The organism is Streptomyces coelicoflavus (assembly GCF_003112555.1).
GTDB classification, from domain to species: Bacteria; Actinomycetota; Actinomycetes; order Streptomycetales; family Streptomycetaceae; genus Streptomyces; species Streptomyces coelicoflavus.
In genome coordinates, this window is sequence record NZ_BEWB01000010.1 from 366,386 (window position 1) to 384,953 (window position 18,568).

Annotated in this window: 18 protein-coding genes and 1 riboswitch; of the genes, 13 read left to right on the forward strand and 5 right to left on the reverse strand. The window is 72.2% G+C overall.

Features of this window, described 5'->3' with window-relative positions; all coding sequences use genetic code 11:
• The first annotated feature begins 76 nt into the window (after positions 1–76).
• Entirely contained in the window at positions 77–1,276 is a 1,200-nt protein-coding gene (locus tag Sco07f_RS25550; protein WP_108989294.1) for an ROK family transcriptional regulator, read from the forward strand.
• A gap of 21 nt (positions 1,277–1,297) precedes the next feature.
• Here Sco07f_RS25550 and Sco07f_RS25555 read toward each other — a convergent pair whose 3' ends face one another.
• From Sco07f_RS25555 to Sco07f_RS25565, 3 genes are all read right to left on the reverse strand, one after another.
• Positions 1,298–1,735 carry a hypothetical protein gene (locus tag Sco07f_RS25555; RefSeq protein WP_239109908.1) on the reverse strand — a complete coding sequence of 146 codons (438 nt, stop codon included), beginning with the start codon at positions 1,733–1,735 and terminating at the stop codon, positions 1,298–1,300.
• Positions 1,732–2,496, reverse strand: a complete 765-nt coding sequence (locus tag Sco07f_RS25560; RefSeq protein WP_108989295.1) for an SDR family oxidoreductase — start codon at positions 2,494–2,496, stop codon at positions 1,732–1,734. Before Sco07f_RS25560 ends, Sco07f_RS25555 begins: the two co-directional genes overlap by 4 nt.
• A gap of 161 nt (positions 2,497–2,657) precedes the next feature.
• On the reverse strand, positions 2,658–5,027 hold the full coding sequence (locus tag Sco07f_RS25565; protein WP_108989296.1) for a chitinase C-terminal domain-containing protein: 2,370 nt from the start codon (positions 5,025–5,027) through the stop codon (positions 2,658–2,660).
• Between the two features lie 215 nt (positions 5,028–5,242).
• Positions 5,243–5,373, forward strand: a riboswitch (FMN riboswitch).
• A 154-nt stretch (positions 5,374–5,527) separates the two neighbouring features.
• On the opposite strand from Sco07f_RS25565, the gene Sco07f_RS25570 reads away from it, so the two are divergent.
• From Sco07f_RS25570 to Sco07f_RS25610, 9 genes are all read left to right on the forward strand, one after another.
• On the forward strand, positions 5,528–6,139 hold the full coding sequence (locus tag Sco07f_RS25570) for a riboflavin synthase (protein WP_108989297.1): 612 nt from the start codon (positions 5,528–5,530) through the stop codon (positions 6,137–6,139).
• On the forward strand, positions 6,136–6,780 hold the full coding sequence (locus tag Sco07f_RS25575) for a nicotinamide mononucleotide transporter family protein (RefSeq protein ID WP_007447433.1): 645 nt from the start codon (positions 6,136–6,138) through the stop codon (positions 6,778–6,780). The genes Sco07f_RS25570 and Sco07f_RS25575 overlap by 4 nt, the downstream gene beginning before the upstream one ends.
• Complete coding sequence (locus Sco07f_RS25580; RefSeq protein WP_087791996.1) at positions 6,777–8,066, forward strand: bifunctional 3,4-dihydroxy-2-butanone-4-phosphate synthase/GTP cyclohydrolase II; 1,290 nt, start codon at positions 6,777–6,779, stop codon at positions 8,064–8,066. The genes Sco07f_RS25575 and Sco07f_RS25580 overlap by 4 nt, the downstream gene beginning before the upstream one ends.
• A gap of 21 nt (positions 8,067–8,087) precedes the next feature.
• Positions 8,088–8,573, forward strand: coding sequence for a 6,7-dimethyl-8-ribityllumazine synthase (ribH, locus tag Sco07f_RS25585; RefSeq protein WP_007447431.1), 486 nt, complete (start codon positions 8,088–8,090; stop codon positions 8,571–8,573).
• Positions 8,574–8,606: 33 nt separating this feature from the next.
• On the forward strand, positions 8,607–8,879 hold the full coding sequence (locus Sco07f_RS25590) for a phosphoribosyl-ATP diphosphatase (RefSeq protein WP_007447430.1): 273 nt from the start codon (positions 8,607–8,609) through the stop codon (positions 8,877–8,879).
• A gap of 49 nt (positions 8,880–8,928) precedes the next feature.
• Positions 8,929–9,786 (forward strand): ATP phosphoribosyltransferase, encoded by an 858-nt coding sequence (gene hisG / locus Sco07f_RS25595; RefSeq protein ID WP_007447429.1) that lies wholly within the window; start codon positions 8,929–8,931, stop codon positions 9,784–9,786.
• A 38-nt stretch (positions 9,787–9,824) separates the two neighbouring features.
• A complete protein-coding gene (locus tag Sco07f_RS25600) occupies positions 9,825–10,295 on the forward strand; it encodes a PH domain-containing protein (protein WP_007447425.1) in 471 nt (156 codons plus the stop codon).
• 203 nt (positions 10,296–10,498) lie between these two features.
• A complete protein-coding gene (locus Sco07f_RS25605; protein WP_108989298.1) occupies positions 10,499–11,830 on the forward strand; it encodes a hemolysin family protein in 1,332 nt (443 codons plus the stop codon).
• On the forward strand, positions 11,827–12,864 hold the full coding sequence (locus tag Sco07f_RS25610) for a hemolysin family protein (protein ID WP_108989299.1): 1,038 nt from the start codon (positions 11,827–11,829) through the stop codon (positions 12,862–12,864). The genes Sco07f_RS25605 and Sco07f_RS25610 overlap by 4 nt, the downstream gene beginning before the upstream one ends.
• 157 nt (positions 12,865–13,021) lie before the next feature.
• Here Sco07f_RS25610 and Sco07f_RS25615 read toward each other — a convergent pair whose 3' ends face one another.
• Positions 13,022–14,878 carry an AAA family ATPase gene (locus Sco07f_RS25615; protein WP_108989300.1) on the reverse strand — a complete coding sequence of 619 codons (1,857 nt, stop codon included), beginning with the start codon at positions 14,876–14,878 and terminating at the stop codon, positions 13,022–13,024.
• 430 nt (positions 14,879–15,308) lie between these two features.
• Positions 15,309–15,929, reverse strand: a complete 621-nt coding sequence (locus Sco07f_RS25620) for a uridine kinase family protein (protein WP_167468225.1) — start codon at positions 15,927–15,929, stop codon at positions 15,309–15,311.
• A 239-nt stretch (positions 15,930–16,168) separates the two neighbouring features.
• On the opposite strand from Sco07f_RS25620, the gene Sco07f_RS25625 reads away from it, so the two are divergent.
• The 3 genes from Sco07f_RS25625 (at position 16,169) to Sco07f_RS25635 (ending at position 18,557) form a co-directional block, all read left to right on the forward strand.
• On the forward strand, positions 16,169–17,560 hold the full coding sequence (locus tag Sco07f_RS25625; RefSeq protein WP_167468222.1) for a C39 family peptidase: 1,392 nt from the start codon (positions 16,169–16,171) through the stop codon (positions 17,558–17,560).
• Positions 17,561–17,671: 111 nt separating this feature from the next.
• The gene (locus Sco07f_RS25630; RefSeq protein WP_007389776.1) at positions 17,672–17,812 is read left to right on the forward strand and encodes an SCO1431 family membrane protein; all 141 of its coding nucleotides are present in this window, start codon (positions 17,672–17,674) and stop codon (positions 17,810–17,812) included.
• Between the two features lie 82 nt (positions 17,813–17,894).
• On the forward strand, positions 17,895–18,557 hold the full coding sequence (locus Sco07f_RS25635; RefSeq protein WP_007389777.1) for a TetR/AcrR family transcriptional regulator: 663 nt from the start codon (positions 17,895–17,897) through the stop codon (positions 18,555–18,557).
• The last annotated feature ends 11 nt before the right edge of the window (positions 18,558–18,568 follow it).

Genomic DNA, 18,568 nt, shown 5'->3' on the forward strand with positions numbered 1-18,568 from the left:
CTATCAGGGAGCCTGCCTGATAGATAGTGGATTACCGGCGTGCGCCTCCGCGCCCCCGATCTGGAAGGATCCCGGCATGCCCGCATCCCCGAGCACCGCCCGGGCCATCAACGACCGGCTCGCCCTTCAGCTGCTCCAGCAGGAGGGCCCGTTGACGGCTGGGCAGTTGAAGCAGCTGACCGGCCTGTCCCGGCCCTCCGTCGCCGATCTCGTCGAACGCCTCACCGCCTCCGGACTGATCGAGGTGGCGGGGGAGTCCGGCGAGCAGCGCCGCGGGCCCAACGCCAAGCTCTACGGCATCGTCGCCGGGCGCGCCCACCTCGCCGCCCTCGACGTGCGCACCGAAGGCGTCGCCGTGCTCGTCTCCGACCTGCTCGGCCGGGTCCTCGCCGAGGCGTCGGTGCCGATCGACGACCACTCCGGCACCGGTCCCGCGGTGGAGCAGGCGGTGAGCCTGGTCGAGCGCGCGGTCAAGGAGGCCGGCGCCGACCGGCTGCACACCGTCGGCATCGGCGCCCCCGGACTGATCGACCCGGTCGGCGGGGAACTCCGGGACTCCAGCGGACTGCCCGGGTGGCACCGCAGTCTGATCGCGGCCCTCCAGGAGAAGTTCCCCGAGGCGCGGGTCGGCGTCGAGAACGAGACCAACCTCGCCGCCCTGGCCGAACAGCGCGACGGCGCCGCCCGCGACCGGGACACCTTCGTGCTCCTCTGGCTCGGCCTCGGCATCGGCGCGGCCGTCGTCCTCGACGGCACCCTGCGCCGGGGTGTGTCCGGGGGAGCGGGCGAGATCGGCTTCATGCCGGTGCCGGGCACCGCGGGCCTGCCGTCGGCCACCGACTGCGACGGCGGCTTCCACTCCGTGGCCGGGGCGGCGGCGGTCGCCGCGCTCGCGGCGGAGCACGGGGTGACGGCACGACCCGCCGGGCCCGAGCCGCACGCCGCCGCACTGGTCCGGGAGGCGGTACGCCGGTCGGCGTCCGGGAGCGACCCCGCCGCCGAGGGCTTCCTCGACGCCCTCGCCGACCGGGTCGTACTCGGTGCCGCCGCCGTCGTCTCCGTCCTCGACCCCGGCTGCCTGGTGCTCGCCGGTGAGATCGGCCGGGCCGGCGCCGACGCCCTCGCCGACCGCGTCCAGCACCGCCTCGCCCGGATGTCCCCGCTGGCCACGGAGGTGCGGCCCAGCACCCTGGGCGGCGGCGCGGTCCTGCGCGGTGCCCTGCTGACCGCCCGCGACCGCGCCCAGGACGACCTCTTCGCACCGCCGGAGCGGTAACCCGCGGCGCCCGGAAGGTTCCTACTCGGGGCGTCGGCCGGTGCCCGCGGAGCCCGGCTCCCGGAACGCCGAACCGTCCGCCGCCAGCCACACCAGTACCGCAGGGAGCAGCACCGCCGTCCCCAGCAGGGCCACGAAACCCGCGGCGCTCGCCGCCGACAGGGGCTCCAGGTGCCGGGCGTGGAACAGCAGATGGGCCACGGCGGAGACCAGATAGGCCACCAGGGACGTGAGCACCAGGCGGCGCTCCATCGTCGCCACCGCCGCGCACAACACCACGGCGAGCGCGAGGCTCGCCCCGCCGAAGTCCTGGAGCAGATGCTCGTTGTAGGGCGGCAGATGCGACACCCACGGCCACTTCCAGAACAGCCCGGGCAGCAGCAGGATCCACAGCCCCAGCACCACCTGACCGCCCGCGAGCAGTCCCAGCCCCGCCCGCAGCCCCGCCCGTCTGCTCATCCGCGCCGTCCGCCCTCCCCGCCGCCGAACCGCACCGCCAGGTACTCCTCGAATGTGCCCTTGCCGACCGCGTGTTCGGGCGCGAGATGCCCGCCCGCGCGGAACGCGCGGTAAGTCTTCCCCGCGAGCGGCACGTTCACCACGGCCCGACGGCGGCCCGTCGCGTCCAGGTAGGAGCGGGCCAGCGACGCGAAGGTGCGCACCTCGGGGCCGCCCATGTCCGGCACCCGTCCGGCGGGGGCGCCCACGGCCAGTCCGGCGAGTCGGTCCGCGACCTCCGCCACCTCCACCGGCTGGTCCGAGGCATGGGCGGGCAGCACCAGGACCGGCATCCTGGCCAGCGCCCGGAGCACCCGCACCACCAGGTCGTGGAACTGGGTCGCCCGCAGCACCGTCCATCCGAGGCCCGACTCCTCCACCAGCTTCTCGACGGCGAGCTTGGACCGGTAGTAGCCGAGCGGCACCCGGTCGACGCCCACGATCGAGATGTAGACCAGGTGGGCCACCCCGGCCCGCTTCGCCGCCGCGACCAGGTTCGCGGCCGACCGCTCGTCCCCGCCGCGCTGCGTGGTCGCGCAGTGCACGACGGTGTCTGCTCCGGCGAGCGCCGTGTCGAGGCCGGCGCCGCCCTCGCGCAGGTCCACGGCGTACGGCCGGCTGTGCCGGCTGAGCACCCGTACCTCGTGCCCGTCGGTGCGCAGCCGTTCGGTGACGAGCCGGCCGAGCGTGCCGGTGCCGCCGGTCACCAGGATCGTGGTCATGCTGTTCAGCCCCCTGCCGGACGTGGGCGTGCGGTTCGCCCATCACACCGTGGCGCAGACCGGAGGGCAACGCACCCTGCCCGAGCCCGGCAGGGTGCGTTGGGGTGACCCGGCGGCGGGCAAGGGCCTTCGTCACCGCCGCCGGGCCCGTTCGGGTGGGGTCAGCAGGCGCCGAGGTCCTGCCAGACACCCCATTCACCGGTGGTTCCGGGCTCCTCGCCCTTCGTCCACCACTTGGACTTCCACGTGTGCCCCTGGTGGGAGACCGTGGTGCCGCCGCCGTAGGACGCGCCCGCGTCCCAGGCCGGGACGGTGCACTGTCCGGTGCCGTCCGTCGGGCTCGGGCCAGGGGTCGGGGACTGCGTGTCCGTCGGCGTGGGCGCCGGCGTCTCCGCCCCCGGGTCCACCACGGTCGTGCCCCGGGCGAGGTCGCCGGCCAGGGCGTACGCCTTGCCGCCGATCGTCACCGTCCAGTTCGACGGGGTCGACACGGGCAGGTAGTAGTTGAACGCCAGGTCGACGGTCGCGCCCGGCGCCAGCGACTGCCACGCCGGCAGCTTCATCGACACCCGGTGGAAGTCACCCTTCAGACCGCCCGCGTTGCCGCCCGTGTGGTCGCTGCTGATGACCTTGGTGCCGAAACCGGACTGGTCGGAGGCGTTCCCCGGGGCCGAGGTCCCGTAGTCGAACTGGAACTCCGTGCCGCCCGGCAGCGCTGTCTTCGTGTTGTTGGTGATCCGCAGCTTGGGCGTGATCGGGTAGTTGGAGTCGCCCAGCTTGAAGTCGGTGAACTCCACGTCCACGTCCACGGCCTGCGTCGGCAGGTCCGCGTTCGACTTCTTCGCGCCGTACGGAGCGGCCGACCTGAACGTGTCGTACATCAGCGAGGTGAGGGTGTCGCCCATCTCGTACTGGCCCTTGGCGGCGTTCCAGACGTAGTCGCCGGCCAGCTCCCAGATCATCGCGCCGCCGATGCCGCGGTCCACCACGTAGTCGGCCTTGGCCCCGACCGACTGCTCGTCCTCGGTGGACAGGAAGACCTTCTTGTCGGCGTTCCACAGCCAGGGCGCGACCAGCGTCGCGTCGTACTTGCGGGCGTAGCTGCCCGTCAGCTTGGTGTCCGCCGGGAAGCCGTAGTCGGTGACGTAGTCGCCGACGATGCCCTTCTCCAGGTTCTTGGCGTGCCACATCGGGTTGGAACCCGCCGGGGACTCCTTGCCGTTGGCGTCGAGGTCGTGCCAGAGGTTGTCGATGCCGACGGCGCCGTCGCCGCACTTGGTCAGGCCGGAGCCCGCCGGGCAGGTGGATGCGGGAGCCTTGCCCCACAGGCCGTCGGTGCCGCCCTGGACGTTCTTGTGGCCGCGCGTGTAGTACGGCAGGCCGATGTTGATGCGGCCGGCCGGCATGGAGCCCCGGAAGTAGTGGTAGGCCCAGTCGGTGTTGAGGTAGCCGATGCCGCCGTACTGGGCGCTGCCGTAGACGTTGGCAGCGGCCAGCTCGGCGTCCTTGCCGTCGTCGAAGAGCGAGGCGTTCGGGCCGACGTACTCGTTCCAGGCGCCGTGCAGGTCGTAGGACATGATGTTGACGTAGTCCAGGTACTTCTGGACCTGGAAGGTCTCCATGCCGCGCAGCAGGTACCCGGAGGACGGCGCGGCGACGGAGAGCAGGTAGTGCCTGCCGTCCGCGGCGCCCGCGCGGTCCAGCTTCTCGCGCAGCGACTTCATCAGCGCCGCGTAGCCCTTGACCAGCCCGGCCCGGCGGCCGTTGGCGAAGGACCAGTCGAGCGGGTTGCCCGCGTCCTTCATCGTCGTCGGGTACTCGTAGTCGATGTCGACGCCGTTGAAGCCGTACTTCCGGACGAAGTCGACCGCCGAGTCCGCGAAGGTGTCGATACCGGCCCGGTTGACCGAGCCGTCGGCGTTGGTGGCCATGGAGTAGAAGCCGCCCGAGTCCACGCGCGAGCCGTCGTCCGCGAAGTAGCCGCCCGTCTCGGCCCAGCCGCCCACCGAGATCATCGTCTTGACGTCCGGGTGCTGCTTCTTGAACTTGTTGAGCAGGTTGAAGTGGCCCTTGTAGGGCAGGTCCGGGTCCATCTCGGCGCCCGCGACCCCGGGCCAGGTCATGCCGGTCGCCGCGTTCTTCGCGCCGTCCGAGCCCACGGAGAGCTTGTTGCCCCCGTCGACGTGCGCGAAGGCGTAGTTGATGTGGGTGATCTTGTCCCACGGGATGTCCGAGGCGAGGTAGGCCGGCCTGCCGTCCTTGCCCGTGCGCCAGCCGGTGAAGTAGCCGATCACCCGGCGCGGGTGGTCGGCGCCCATCTTCTCCCTGCCGTCGGCGTCGTAGACCGAGCAGTAGGGGACGTCGACGCCGGGCGTCTGGTAGAGCCCGTCGGGTCGACAGGAGTCCTGGGCGGCGGCCTGCGACGCGGTCGCCGGGAGACCGGCGAGCAGCAGGCCCGCGACGGCGGCCACCGCCGCGAACAGGGCCGGCCCCGCTCTGTGGCGGGATCTGGAGCGTGACGGGGAAGGCACAGTCGGTTCCTCTCCACGGAAGTTGCGCAGACCCTAGAGAGGACTAGACCAGTGAGTCAATAGGTATGGACCAATCTCAACGCGCCTGGCGTGCGCCCCGGTTGGAGCGGCACGGTGCGGTGGAGTCCAGGTGGAGGAGCGCTCTGTGATCCACTCCACACGCTCTGTCCGTATGGCCGGCCGCCGGGCGTGGCACACTGGCCCTGTACCAGAAGCAGCGCACTCCGGGGTCGGTGAAAGTCCGAACCGGCGGTTACAGTCCGCGACCCGGTCGCTTCCAGCGGCCGGTTGACCAGGTGAAATTCCTGGACCGACGGTTAAAGTCCGGATGGGAGGCAGTGCGCGGCGGGCGAGCACACGTGCGCGCCGCCGATCTCTGGGGCACGTCCGTTCATGGGCGGGCCCCGTCCGGCGTCGTCGTTCCGAGTTCCCGTCCGTCCCTTCTGTCGTTCGTCGACAGCCCCGGAGTCCGTGCCCGAAGAGGCAGGAGGACCCGGGAAGTGTTCACCGGAATCGTCGAAGAGCTGGGCGAGATCACCGCCGTCGAGACCCTCGACGACGCCTGTCGCTTCCGCCTGCGCGGCCCCGCGGTCACCGAAGGAGCCCGCCACGGCGACTCCATCGCCGTCAACGGCGTCTGCCTCACGGTCGTCGACCACGAGGGCGACGAGTTCACCGCCGACGTGATGGCCGAGACCCTGAAGCGCTCCAGCCTCGGAGTCCTCGCCGTCGGCTCCCGCGTCAACCTGGAGCGCCCCACCGCAGTCGGCGCCCGGCTCGGCGGCCACATCGTGCAGGGCCACGTCGACGGCACCGGCGAGATCCTGGAGCGCAAGCCCTCCGAGCACTGGGAGTTCGTGAAGATCTCCCTGCCCGCCGACCTCGCCCGCTACGTCGTGGAGAAGGGCTCCATCACCGTCGACGGCATCAGCCTCACCGTCGTCGACGCCGGGCCCGACTTCTTCACCGTCAGCGTCATCCCCACCACCCTCGCCCTGACCACGCTCGGCATCAAGCAGCCCGGCGACCCGGTCAACCTCGAGGTCGACGTCATCGCCAAGTACGTGGAGCGGCTGCTGGGCGCGCACGTCGAGCAGGGAGACGCCCGGTGAACTGGCTCAACTCCGAGGCGTTCACGCTCTTCGACCAGCACATCAAGTGGTCGGACATGATCGGCAACGTGATCGGTCTGCTCGGCCTCGCCCTCGGCTGGCGGCGCTCGATCTGGACCTGGCCCGTGCAGTTCGTCTCCGGGCTCGTCCTGTTCGCGGCCTTCGCCACCGCCCACCTCTCCGGCAGCGCCGGCAAGCAGATCGTCGTCATGGTCGTCGCCGCCTGGGGCTTCTGGCAGTGGAACCGCGGCCGGCAGCAGACACAGGACGGCTCCGTCGCCGTACGGTTCGCCACCTGGCGCGAACGCGGTGCGCTGGCCGCCGCGGCCGCCGTCGGCACCCTCGCGGTGGGCGCCCTCTTCACCGCCTACCCCACCCTGTCCTGGGACCCCTGGCCGGACGCGTACATCTTCGTCGGCACCGTCGTCGCCATGTACGCCCAGGCCCGCGGCATGGTCGAGTTCTGGTTCGCCTGGCTGCTGGTCGACCTCGTCGGCGTCCCGCTGAACTTCGCCAACGGCTTCGCCTTCTCCGGCTTCGTCTACGTCCTCTACGGCGCGCTCGTCCTGTGGGGCCTGCGCGACTGGTGGCTGCGCTCGCGCAACGCGGCCCGCCCCCTCCCGGAAGGAGCGCCCGCATGAGCACGGCACCCATCCTCTACAGCCCCGACGGCATCGACGACCTCTCCCTCGACCCGGTCGAGCAGGCCGTCGCCGACATCGCCGCAGGCCGCCCCGTCGTGGTCGTCGACGACGAGAACCGCGAGAACGAGGGCGACCTCGTCGTCGCCGCCGAGAAGGCGACCGAGGAGATCGTCGCCTTCATGATGAGCGAGTGCCGCGGCCTGATCTGCGCCCCCATGGAGGGCGAGGAACTGGACCGGCTCCGCCTCCCGCAGATGGTCGACGACAACACCGAGTCCATGAAGACGGCGTTCACCGTCTCCGTGGACGCCACCGCCGCCCACGGCGTCAGCACCGGCATCTCCGCCTCCGACCGCGCCACCACCCTCCAGCTCCTGGCGAGCGGCACCGCCGAGCCCACCGACCTGGTCCGCCCCGGGCACGTCTTCCCGCTGCGCGCCCGCTCCGGCGGCGTCCTCGTCCGCAACGGCCACACCGAGGCCGCCGTCGACCTCGCCCGCCTCGCGGGCCTGCGCCCGGCCGGCGCCATCGTGGAGATCGCCGGCGAGGACGGGCGCATGCTGCGGCTGCCCGAGCTGATCCCGTTCGCCCGCAAGCACGGGTTGACGATCATCTCCATCGAGGACCTGATCGCCTACCGGCGCAGCGAGGAACCCACCGTCCGCCGCGAGGCCGAGGTCCGGCTCCCCACCCGCCACGGCGAGTTCACGGCGTACGGCTACCGCTCCACCGTCGACGGCGTCGAGCACATCGCCCTCGTCCACGGCGAGATCGGCGACGGCGCGGACGTCCTGGTCCGCGTCCACTCCGAGTGCCTCACCGGCGACGTCTTCGGCTCCCAGCGCTGCGACTGCGGCCCCCAGCTCGACGCCTCCCTGGACCGCATCCAGGCCGAGGGCCGGGGCGTGGTCGTCTACCTGCGCGGCCACGAGGGACGCGGCATCGGCCTGATGTCCAAGCTGCGCGCCTACGAGCTCCAGGAGCGCGGCCGCGACACCCTCGACGCCAACCTCGAACTGGGCCTGCCCGCCGACGCCCGCGACTACGGCGCCGGCGCCCAGATCCTCGCGGACCTCGGTGTGCGGGCCGTCCGCCTGATGACCAACAACCCGGACAAGAGCGACGCCCTGGCACGGCACGGCATCGAGGTCACCGGCCGGGAGCCCATGCCCGTCCAGGCCGGCGAGCACAACCTCCGCTACCTGCGCACCAAGCGGGACCGGATGGGACACGACCTGCCCTGGCTGGACACGACCCCCGTGTCCACCTGCGGCAACCAGTAAGCAAGTGAGACGAGGAGACACGTGAGCGGCAAGGGTGCACCGGAACTGTCCGTACGCAACGTCGGGGACCTCAGGGTCGCCGTGATCGCGTCGCAGTGGCACGACAAGGTGATGGACGGACTGGTGGACGGCGCCCTGCGCGCCCTGCGCGACCTGGGCATCGACGAGCCGACCCTGCTCAGGGTCCCCGGCAGCTTCGAGCTGCCGGTGGTCGCCAAGGTCCTCGCGGGCCGCGGCTACGACGCGATCGTCGCCCTCGGCGTCGTCATCCGCGGCGGCACCCCCCACTTCGACTACGTGTGCCAGGGCGTGACCCAGGGCCTGGTCCAGGTCTCCGTCGAGACCGGCGTCCCCGTCGGCTTCGGCGTCCTCACCTGCGACACCGAGGAGCAGGCCCTGGACCGGGCCGGCCTCGAGGGGTCCAACGAGGACAAGGGCCACGAGGCCGTGACCGCGGCCGTCGCCACGGCGGCGACGCTCCGCTCAGTATCCGAACCGTGGCGCTAGGCCCACCGGGGCACGCGTAAAGTGGGGGCCATCATGTCCAAGAAGACGTTCGAGGAGCTGTTCACCGAGCTCCAGCACAAGGCAGCCAACGGCGATCCCGCCACCTCCCGCACCGCCGAACTGGTCGACAAGGGCGTCCACGCCATCGGCAAGAAGGTCGTCGAGGAGGCCGCGGAGGTCTGGATGGCCGCCGAGCACGAGGGCAAGGACGCGGCGGCCGAGGAGATCTCCCAGCTGCTGTACCACGTCCAGGTCATGATGGTCGCCCGCGGCATCTCCCTGGACGACGTCTACGCCCACCTGTAAGCCCCCGGACCCCCTTCCCCCACCCCTTCACGCAAAGGAAGCCGACCTCATGCTGCGCATCGCCGTCCCCAACAAGGGTTCCCTGTCAGGCCCCGCGGGGGAGATGCTGCATGAGGCCGGCTACCAGCAGCGCCGCGAGTCCAAGGAACTGCGGATCGTCGACCCGGTCAACGAGGTCGAGTTCTTCTACCTCCGCCCCCGCGACATCGCGATCTACGTCTCCTCCGGCAAGCTCGACATCGGCATCACCGGCCGCGACCTGCTCATCGACTCAGGAGCCCACGCCGAGGAGATCCTCCCGCTCGGCTTCGCCCGCTCCACCTTCCGCTTCGCCGGCAAGCCGGGCGCCGCGCAGGGCATCGACGACCTCAAGGGCCGTACCGTCGCCACCTCCTACGAGGGCATCGTCGCCGCCCACCTGGCCGACCGGGGCGTCGACGCCTCCGTCGTCCACCTGGACGGCGCCGTGGAGACCGCCATCGAGCTCGGCGTCGCCGAGGTCATCGCGGACGTCGTCGAGACCGGCACCTCCCTGCGCAACGCGGGCCTGGAGGTGTTCGGCGAGCCCATCATGAAGTCCGAGGCCATCGTGATCCGCCGCTCGGGCGCCGAGCCCGACGAGACCACCGAGCCCAAGGTCCAGCAGTTCCTGCGCCGCCTCCAGGGCGTCCTGGTGGCCCGGACCTACGTGATGATGGACTACGACTGCCGGGTGGAGCAGCTGGAGAAGGCCGTCGCCCTCACCCCCGGCCTGGAGTCCCCGACCGTGTCCCCGCTGCACAACGAGGGCTGGGTCGCCGTCCGCGCCATGGTCCCCGCCAAGGAGGCCCAGCGGATCATGGACGACCTGTACGAGATCGGCGCCCGGGCCATCCTGACCACGGCCATCCACGCCTGCCGGCTCTGACCCCCTCCCCGCCTCGGAGCACGACCCGGAGCCACACCATGCCCGACACCACGCCGGACCACCTCCCTGCCCTGCCCGTCACCTTCCGTCCCGGACGCACCCGTGCCGTCCTGATCGTCCTCGCGGTCGTCACCTTCGTGACCGTCACGGTGCTCGGGATGGTGCTGGCCGGCCTCGGCCCGGGGGAGCGCCTCAGCTTCGTGCTGACGGCACTCGTCCTGGCCGGCGTGCTGCTCCTGCTGGCCCGCCCCCGGGTCGTCGCCGACGAGACGGGCGTCACCGTGGTCAACCTGACCGCCAGGCGGCACCTCGCCTGGCCCGAGATCCTGCGGGTCAACCTCCGCCAGGGCGACCCCTGGGTCTTCCTCGACCTCAGCGACGGCACCAGCCTGCCCGCGCTCGGCATCCAGCCCGGCATCGCCAAGCAGCGTGCCCTCGCCGACGCACGTGCCCTGCGCGACCTCGTGGAGGCCCGTTCCGGTGCCCTCCCCGAGGCGCCGCGTGACTGACGCGGCGCCGCCGACCCTGCCGCGGGCACCCTTTTCGTGATTAATCTGGGAACGAGGACGCGGCCCGTCGCGTCCTCGCCCCGTCGCTCCGCCCGGTGCGCGGGGTTCCTGCTACCCGAGGAGTGACTCCCTCCGGCGATGGACGGACCGTCCTGCAGTACCTGCGCCGCTCCCTGCTGTGACACCCCACAGGCGGCGGCATCATGACCACCCCCCTGCTGCTCCTGGCAGCCGCATTCCTGCTGATCCTCGCCAACGGCTTCTTCGTCGCGGCCGAGTTCGGCCTGGTGACCGTCGAACGCCCCGACGCCGAGCAGGCCGCCGCGGCCGGCGACCGGCGCGCCCACCGGGTCGTCGAGTCCCTCAAGGAGCTGTCCTTCCAGCTCTCCGGCACCCAGCTCGGGATCACCATCACCTCCCTCGTCGTCGGCATGCTCGCCGAACCGGCGCTCGCCCGGCTGCTCGACGGCCCGTTCACGGCGATCGGCGTCCCCGACGGCGCCGTGTCCGGTGTCTCGGTCGTCGTCGGCATGCTGCTGGCCTCCGCGGTGCAGATGGTGATCGGCGAGCTGGTGCCCAAGAACTGGGCGGTGTCCAAGCCGCTCCAGGTCGCGCGCTTCGTCGCCGGTCCCCAGCACACCTTCGCCCGGCTCTTCCACCCGGTGATCGCCGCGCTCAACACCGTGGCCAACCGCCTGGTCCGCACGCTGGGCATCGAACCCGCCGAGGAGCTGGCCTCCGCCCGCACCCCCGGCGAACTGGTCTCCCTGGCCCGGCACTCCGCCCGGGCCGGCGCCCTGGAACAGGACACCGCCGACCTCTTCGTGCGGACCCTCTCCCTCGGCGAACTGACCGCCCAGCACGTCATGACCCCCCGGGTGAAGGTCAGCGCCCTGCACTCCTCGGCCACCGCCGAGGACGTCGTCAACCTGACCCGCGCCACCGGCCTGTCCCGCTTCCCCGTCTACCGGGAGAAGATCGACGAGATCGTCGGCATGGTCCACCTCAAGGACGCCCTCGCCGTCTCCGTCCACGACCGGCTGCGCACCCCGGCCGGCCGGATCGCCCGCCCGGCGCTGCTGGTCCCCGAGACCCTGCCCGTACGGCCGCTGCTCACCCGGCTGCGCAGCGAGCAGCCCATCGCGGTCGTCGTCGACGAGTACGGCGGCACGGCCGGCGTCGTCACCCTGGAGGACATCGTCGAGGAACTCGTCGGCGAGGTCCGCGACGAGCACGACGGCCTCGACGTGCCCGAACTGGCCCCCGCCCCGCCCGAGGAGGGCCGGCCCGCCTGGGACGTCGACGGCAGCTGCCGCGTGGACGCCCTGCGCCGCGTCGGCCTGGAGGCCCCCGAGGGACCGTACGAGACCGTGGCCGGGCTCGTCGCCGACCTGCTGGGCCGGATCCCCGCCGTCGGCGACCGCGCGGAACTGCCCGGCTGGCGGCTCTCGGTCCGCCAGGTCGGCCACTACCGCGCCGAGCGGATACGCCTGGTGCGCACCGCGCCGGTCTCCGTCCTGGAGGCGGCCCGATGAGCATCCTGCAACTCCTCTTCGCCGCGCTGCTCGTGCTCGCCAACGGGTTCTTCGTCGGCGCCGAGTTCGCGCTCGTCTCGGTGCGCCGCAGCCAGATCGAACCGCTCGGCACCGCCCGTGCCCGGCAGGTGCTGTACGGGCTGGAACGCCTGCCGCAGATGATGGCCGCCGCCCAGTTCGGCATCACCGTCTGCTCGCTGACCCTCGGCGCGGTCGCCGAGCCGACCGTCGCCCACCTGCTGGAGCCGGTCTTCGAGTGGATCCATCTGCCGCACGGCATGATCCACCCGCTCGGCTACGTCATCGCCCTGGCCGCCGTCGTCTTCTGCCACCTGGTCATCGGCGAGATGGTCCCGAAGAACCTCGCGATGGCCGCCCCCGAGAAGGCCGCGCTGTGGCTCAGCCCCGGCCTGGTCGCCTTCGCCCGCCTGTGCAGGCCCGTCACCGTCGCGCTCGGCGCCTGCGCGCAGGGAATCCTGCGGCTCTTCCACGTCGAGCCCAAGGACGAGGTCGAGGCCGTCTTCACGAGCGAACAGCTCAACCGGCTGGTGGAGGACGCCGGCCAGGCCGGACTGCTGGACCCGGAGGAGCAGGAACGCCTCGAGGACGCCCTGGAACTGGGCTCCCGCCCGGTCACGGACGTCCTCCTCGCCCGCGAGTCCCTGGTGACGGTCAGCCCCTCGGTCACGCCGGGGGAGATCGTCGCGCTCACCGCCCGCACCGGGTACTCGCGCTTCCCGATCGCGGCGGACCAGGGCGCCTTCATGGGCTACCTGCACGTCAAGGACGTCCTCGACCTGGATGAGTCCGACCGCGCCGTCCCCCAGCACCTCTGGCGCCCGATGACCACGCTGCGCCCCGAACTCCCCCTGGACGACGCCCTCACGGTGATGCGCCGCGCGGCGACCCACCTGGCCCAGGTGACGGACGCGACGGGCAAGGGACTGGGCCTGGTCGCCCTGGAGGACGTACTGGAACTCCTGGTCGGCGAGGTGAACGATCCCGCCCACAAAGAGGTGATCCTGGCGACCTGACCGCGGGCAGCCGTGCCCCCCGGCCGCCGCTGCGGGCAGTCGTGCCTCCCCCAGTGCCTGAACGGCCTGGGAGGTACCCCCCAGGGCGGCACGGGTGGGCGCAGCGGCACCCCGCAACGCCGGGCTGCGCACCCACCCCCGCACCGAGGCTCGCGTCCTACACGGCCGACGGCCCCCCGGGCCCCCGCCCCGACAGCACCTCCCCATACGCCTGCATCAGATCCGGCAACCGCAACGTCGCCAGATCGTCCCGGCTCAACGCCCCCGGATACACGGACAAGCGCAGATCCCGGTACGCACAGCTCTTCTCGTACAGCGTCCGCAGGAACCGCCCGTTCCCCAACTCGTCGATCCACCCCTGATCCACCACATGGCCCGCGACCGACCGCAGTTCGTCCAGCGCCTCCTCGTCCCACACGTCCCCGTTCTCCGCCGCGAGCACCTCCCCGATCGAGGTCAGCTCCAGCGGCCGGTACGACGGAAAGTCCACCCGCGTCGTGAAGCGCGACGAGAGTCCGGGATTGGCGCCCAGCAGCCGGTCCATGCCCTCCGGATAGCCGGCCAGGATCACCACCAGGTGGTCCCGGTTGTCCTCGGCCCGCTTCAGCAGCACCTGGAGCGCCTCGTCGCCGTAGGCGTCGCCCTTGCCGTACCCGGAGTTGGACAGGGAGTACGCCTCGTCGACGAAGAGGACACCGCCGAGCGCGGAGTCGATCAGCTCGTTCGCCTTCACGGCGGTCTGGCCCAGGTACTCACCGACGAGGTCGGCCCGCTGGGCCTCCACCAGGTGGTCGCCGCCGAGCAGCCCGAGGGCGTAGAAGACGCGGCCCAGGATGCGGGCCACGGTGGTCTTGCCGGTGCCGGAGGGGCCGGAGAAGACGAAGTGACGTTTGGGCGGCTGCACCGGCAGGCCCTGCCCGGCCCGCAGCCGCGCCATGTTCAACTGCGCGGACAGCGCCTTGACCTGCCGTTTCACCGGTTCGAGGCCCACCATCCGCTCCAGCTCGGCGAGCGCCTCCTCCAGCAGCGCCGGATCGGTGGGCCCGCTGGGCAGGGACGGGTCGGCCCCGCCCGCCTTCTCACGCACCGGCGGTCCGCCGAGCGGGGGCAGCGGGGCGGACAGCGAGGGCTCGGGAGCGGAGAGCTTGACGCCGCGCTCCTCGGTGCCGAAGAGGGGGTCGAGTCCGTCCAGGCCGTCCGTCCCCGCACCGGCCTGCGCGAGTCCCGCGAGGTCGGCCGGATCGTCGTAGCCGTCGCCCTCGGCGATCGCCGCCAGCCGGGCCGAGGTGTCCATGAAGGCGGGGTCGACACGGTGCACGGCCCGGTACAGCGGGAGCGCGGCGGCGCTGCGCCCGGTGCCCTCGTGGGCCCGGGCCAGCCAGTAGCGCAGCTCCTTGCGCTGTGGCTGCTCGCTGCGGCACCGCATCAGGGCCGCCGAAAGGAGTGGCTCGGCCTGCCCGAACATCTCCAGGCGGACCCGCGCCATGCCGCTGAACAGGCCGGCCTCGATGCCCAGTAAGGGGTCGCCGAGCAGCGGGTCGGTGTGCCGGACGAGCTGCTCCCAGTCCTTGACGAGGTAGGCGCGGCAGGCGTGCAGGAAGCGGACCTGGGGGTCGGAGTCCACCGGCGGCAGTCCGGCCAGCGCACGGTCCAGCTCCGGAACGTGCCGGCCGTCCAGCCAGTGCGAGGCGTGCGCCAGCAGCAGGTCGCGGGGGTTCTCCAGCACGGGCTGCACCCACCAGCCCAGCCAGTACCAGGAGTTGAGGGTGCGGCGATGGCGGGCCCGCTGCTCGCCGAAGCGGTCGCGGTTGCGGAACATTCGCAGGAGTGCGGTGGTGGTGTCGACGCGCAGGGCGTGCAGTCCCAGCCACCCGTCGGCCATCGCGGGATCGATCCGGACCGCCGCCCGGAACTCCTCCTCCGCCTGCGGGTAGGCCCCCATGGTGTAGGCGTCCACGCCGCGCAGCCAGGCGAGTTCGGCCGGGGCCTGTGGGCCCTGCGTGCCGAAGTCCATCGCGTCCCCCACCTACCGTGCCCCCGTCGGTAAGCCGCCGAGCCGTCGCCCGCCGGCCGCCTCGGTCAACGGCTGCGCCGCGGACCGGAGTTGCAGGTGCGTGCGGCAATCTCCGGTAGCCCGCACCGAGGGCATCGTACCCGCGGCGGTCTTTCCTCCGAAGGGTGCGGGAGGGACCGTTCCACGAGGTCGGGGCGACGGGGGCGCACGGCCGGACGGTGACCCAGGGTGATCGTGTGGCGCCGCGCGGCAAGCCGGGAAGCGTGCTCGGGGCAGAACGAAGCCCCCGATCACGGGGGAACAACCGGGGGCTTCGCGTCTGCGGGCGGCTTCGAACTGCCGCACATTCAGAACGTAAGACCTGTACGGCCCTTGGGTCAAGCGAAGTTGGGGCACGTTGGCGCGTTGCCGGGACGCGATCTTCACGTGTTCAACACATCGCGGACGGTCCGTCACTTTGCGTGAGGAAGTGGGCTCCGGTGGCGGTTCCCGCGGGTCCCGGCAGCACCTCGTACCCCTGTTCGCGCTGTCGCACCAGAAGGTGCGCGAAGGGGCGCGAGGGGTCCTCGGCGAAGTGCCGGCGCTCGGCCGGGATCCACCCGTCCCAGAACGCCCGCTGTTCCGCTCCGTCGCGCGCCCGTCCGCGGGCCCACGCCTGCTCCGGCGGCAGGTCCATCCAGAGCAGTCCGGCAAGGTGGGGTCGCAGCGCCGCGCGGCCCGCGCCGACGCCCTCGACGAGGATCACGGGAGCGGGCGCCAGGGGGCGCGGAGCCCCGAAACGCCGGGTCCGCCAGTCGTACGGCGCGTAGCGCGCGGTCTCACCGCGCCGCAGGGGTTCGATCACCTGGCCGAGCAGCCGTGCGGTCCAGTCGAACAGCTCTTCGTGGCTGGCGATGTCGTCGAGGCGCAGCACCGGTGCCCCGTCCAGCCCGGCCGCCAGCCGCCCGGCGAACGTGGACTTCCCTGACCCGGCGTGTCCGTCGACGCCGACGAGGCGCACGGGCCCGCAGGAGGGGGGAAGCCGGCGGAGCCGGGCTGCGAGATCGAGGATGGCGGAATCCTGCCTGTGGGCCGGAGGGACGGACACGTTCACCCGCACTCTAGCCACCCGTGTCCCCGGGCTCCCGCGCCGCGGTCTCCGCACCCCGGCCCCCGTCACTGGTAGACACCAATATTGGTGGCGTGGCGTGCGTGGAAGTGCTGGCAGGAGCGGGCGCCTGCGGCCATAGTTGGCGCACGAACGTGCAACGACGGACCCGCCCGACCCGGACACCTGGGGGTCTCCCGCCCATGAGCAGAGTCGAACAGCCGTCCCGCAGAACCCTCCTGGCCGCGGCCGTCGCGGCGGCCGCCGTGGCGGGCGGAGCGATCCCGGCCACCGCCCAGGCCGCGCCCGCCGCCGGCACCGGCGGCGCCGCCGCGGGCCCCGGCCGGGCCGCCCCCCGGCGACCGGTCGACTACCACGCCTGGACCACGTTCCGGGACTGGCGGCAAGGGGCCGCGCAGGGGGTCCGCCCCGTCGCCGGCGCCCGCCCCGGCGTCGTGATCGGCGCCCCGGCCGGCACCACCGACTACACCGACCCGCACACCGGCACCACGGCCGCCTGGGAGTACGCGACCTGGACCTCGCCCGTCCACCGGCTCACGGTGCCCTCGACGGAGGTCATCGCCTCCTGGAACGCGCACACGCCGAGCGGCACCTGGATCCAGGTCGAGCTGAAGGGCGCCTACTCCGACGGCACGGACACGCCCTGGTACGTGATGGGCCGCTGGACGGCCGGCGACGGCGAACAGGACATCAGGCGGACCTCGGTCGACGACCAGGGCGACGGCAGAAGCAGCATCTGGACCGACACCTTCTCGATCGACGACGCCTCCACCGGCCTGCGCCTGACCTCCTACCGGCTCCGGCTCACCCTCCACCGCCGCCCCGGCACGCGCGCCACGCCCACCGTCTGGCGGCTCGGCGCGATGGGCTCCGACGTCCCCGACCGCTTCACCGTCCCGGCCTCCACCCCGCGCCACGCCGGGGAACTGCGCGTCCCGCGCCACTCGCAGGAGATCCACAAGGGCCAGTACCCCGAGTACGACAACGGCGGCGAGGCCTGGTGCAGCCCCACCTCCTCGCAGATGATCATCGAGTACTGGGGCGGCCGCCTCACCGAGGAACAGCTCGCCTGGGTCGACCCGTCCTACGCCGACCCGCAGGTCTGCCACGCCGCCCGCTACACGTACGACTACCAGTACGAGGGCTGCGGCAACTGGCCCTTCAACGCCGCGTACGCCGCCACCTTCAAGGGTCTCCAGGGTGTGGTGACCCGCCTCGGCTCCCTCACCGACCTGGAGACGCTGATCGCGGCCGGCATCCCGGCCATCACGTCCCAGTCGTTCCTGGAGGAGGAGCTGACCGGGTCGGGCTACGGCACCTCGGGCCACCTGATGACCGTGATCGGCTTCACCGCCGACGGCGACGTGATCGCCAACGACCCGGCCTCGGACGACAACGACGCCGTCCGCCGCGTCTACGACCGGCGCGAGTGGGAGAACATCTGGCTGCGGACGAAGCGGTACAACGCCAGTGGCAAGGTCGTCTCCGGCACCGGCGGCGTCTGCTACCTGTACTTCCCGGCCCACCCCGGCCCGCGGCAGCGCAAGGCCCTCGCGGCGGTGGGCGTGCGCTGACCGGCACGCTGTGACCAAGCTCTCGGCCGCAAAAGCCGCTCACGGTGGCAAGGTGGACACCGTGAGCGGGGGGACTCCGCCCCAGCCGAAGCCCGAGATCAGCGAGAAGCCATGACCGCACACACCGCAGCCGCCGCCCGCGTCCGCACCGGCGGCCCCAAGGACGACGGGCCGAAGATCCTCGAACACGTCATGGGCTGGACCCTCGTCGTGGTCGTCGCGATGCTCGTGGTCCAGCTGGGCCTCCTGTGACGTGACCCGCGTGTGACCTGCCCCACGACCCGACCTGCCATACTGCGGATGTCCCGCCGCCCGTAGGAGACCAGGGTCGAAATTGAATATCAGTCAACAACCTGCCGACGCCCGTCCCCGGGCGCGCGGCACCGAGCGCTCGGCGGCACGCCGTGCCGAACTCATCGCCATCGGGCGGAGGTTGTTCGCCGACACGTCCTACGACGCGCTCTCGATGGACGACATCGCCCGCCAGGCGCATGTGGCCAAGGGGCTGATCTACTACTACTTCCAGTCCAAGCGGGGCTACTACCTGGCGATCGTCCAGGACTCCGTCACCGACCTGGTCACGACCGCGGCGCGCGGCACCGAACTGCCGCAGGTGGACCGCGTCCACCGCACCATCGACGGCTATCTGCGCTACGCCGAGCACAACCAGGCCGCCTACCGCACGATCGTCAGCGGCGGCGTCGGCTTCGACGCCGAGGTGCACGCCATCCGGGACGGGGTGCGCGAGGCGATCGTCGTCACCATCGCCGAAGGGGCGTACGGCCGCTCGGACATCGGGCCGCTCGCCCGCATGGGCCTGCTCGCCTGGGTGTGCAGCGTCGAGGGCGCCACCCTGGACTGGATCGGCCGGCCCGAGCTGCCCCGCGAGACCATGCGTGAACTGCTGGTGAGGTCGCTCGGCGGCACGCTGCGCGCCATCGAGGAACTGGACCCGGCCTGCCCGGCCCCGGCCCCGGCCCGCCGCGACGGCGTCTGACGGGGACGTCC

Excerpts from the sequence above, each read along its gene's own strand:
- Sco07f_RS25580 (WP_087791996.1), top strand. The coding sequence starts at position 6,777 with ATGAGCACGGCACCCATCCTCTACAGCCCCGACGGCATCGACGACCTC.
- Sco07f_RS25615 (WP_108989300.1), bottom strand. The coding sequence starts at position 14,878 with ATGGACTTCGGCACGCAGGGCCCACAGGCCCCGGCCGAACTCGCCTGG.
- Sco07f_RS25610 (WP_108989299.1), top strand. The coding sequence starts at position 11,827 with ATGAGCATCCTGCAACTCCTCTTCGCCGCGCTGCTCGTGCTCGCCAAC.
- Sco07f_RS25600 (WP_007447425.1), top strand. The coding sequence starts at position 9,825 with ATGCCCGACACCACGCCGGACCACCTCCCTGCCCTGCCCGTCACCTTC.
- hisG (WP_007447429.1), top strand. The coding sequence starts at position 8,929 with ATGCTGCGCATCGCCGTCCCCAACAAGGGTTCCCTGTCAGGCCCCGCG.
- Sco07f_RS25630 (WP_007389776.1), top strand. The coding sequence starts at position 17,672 with ATGACCGCACACACCGCAGCCGCCGCCCGCGTCCGCACCGGCGGCCCC.
- Sco07f_RS25605 (WP_108989298.1), top strand. The coding sequence starts at position 10,499 with ATGACCACCCCCCTGCTGCTCCTGGCAGCCGCATTCCTGCTGATCCTC.
- Sco07f_RS25560 (WP_108989295.1), bottom strand. The coding sequence starts at position 2,496 with ATGACCACGATCCTGGTGACCGGCGGCACCGGCACGCTCGGCCGGCTC.
- Sco07f_RS25550 (WP_108989294.1), top strand. The coding sequence starts at position 77 with ATGCCCGCATCCCCGAGCACCGCCCGGGCCATCAACGACCGGCTCGCC.
- Sco07f_RS25625 (WP_167468222.1), top strand. The coding sequence starts at position 16,169 with ATGAGCAGAGTCGAACAGCCGTCCCGCAGAACCCTCCTGGCCGCGGCC.
- Sco07f_RS25555 (WP_239109908.1), bottom strand. The coding sequence starts at position 1,735 with ATGAGCAGACGGGCGGGGCTGCGGGCGGGGCTGGGACTGCTCGCGGGC.
- Sco07f_RS25590 (WP_007447430.1), top strand. The coding sequence starts at position 8,607 with ATGTCCAAGAAGACGTTCGAGGAGCTGTTCACCGAGCTCCAGCACAAG.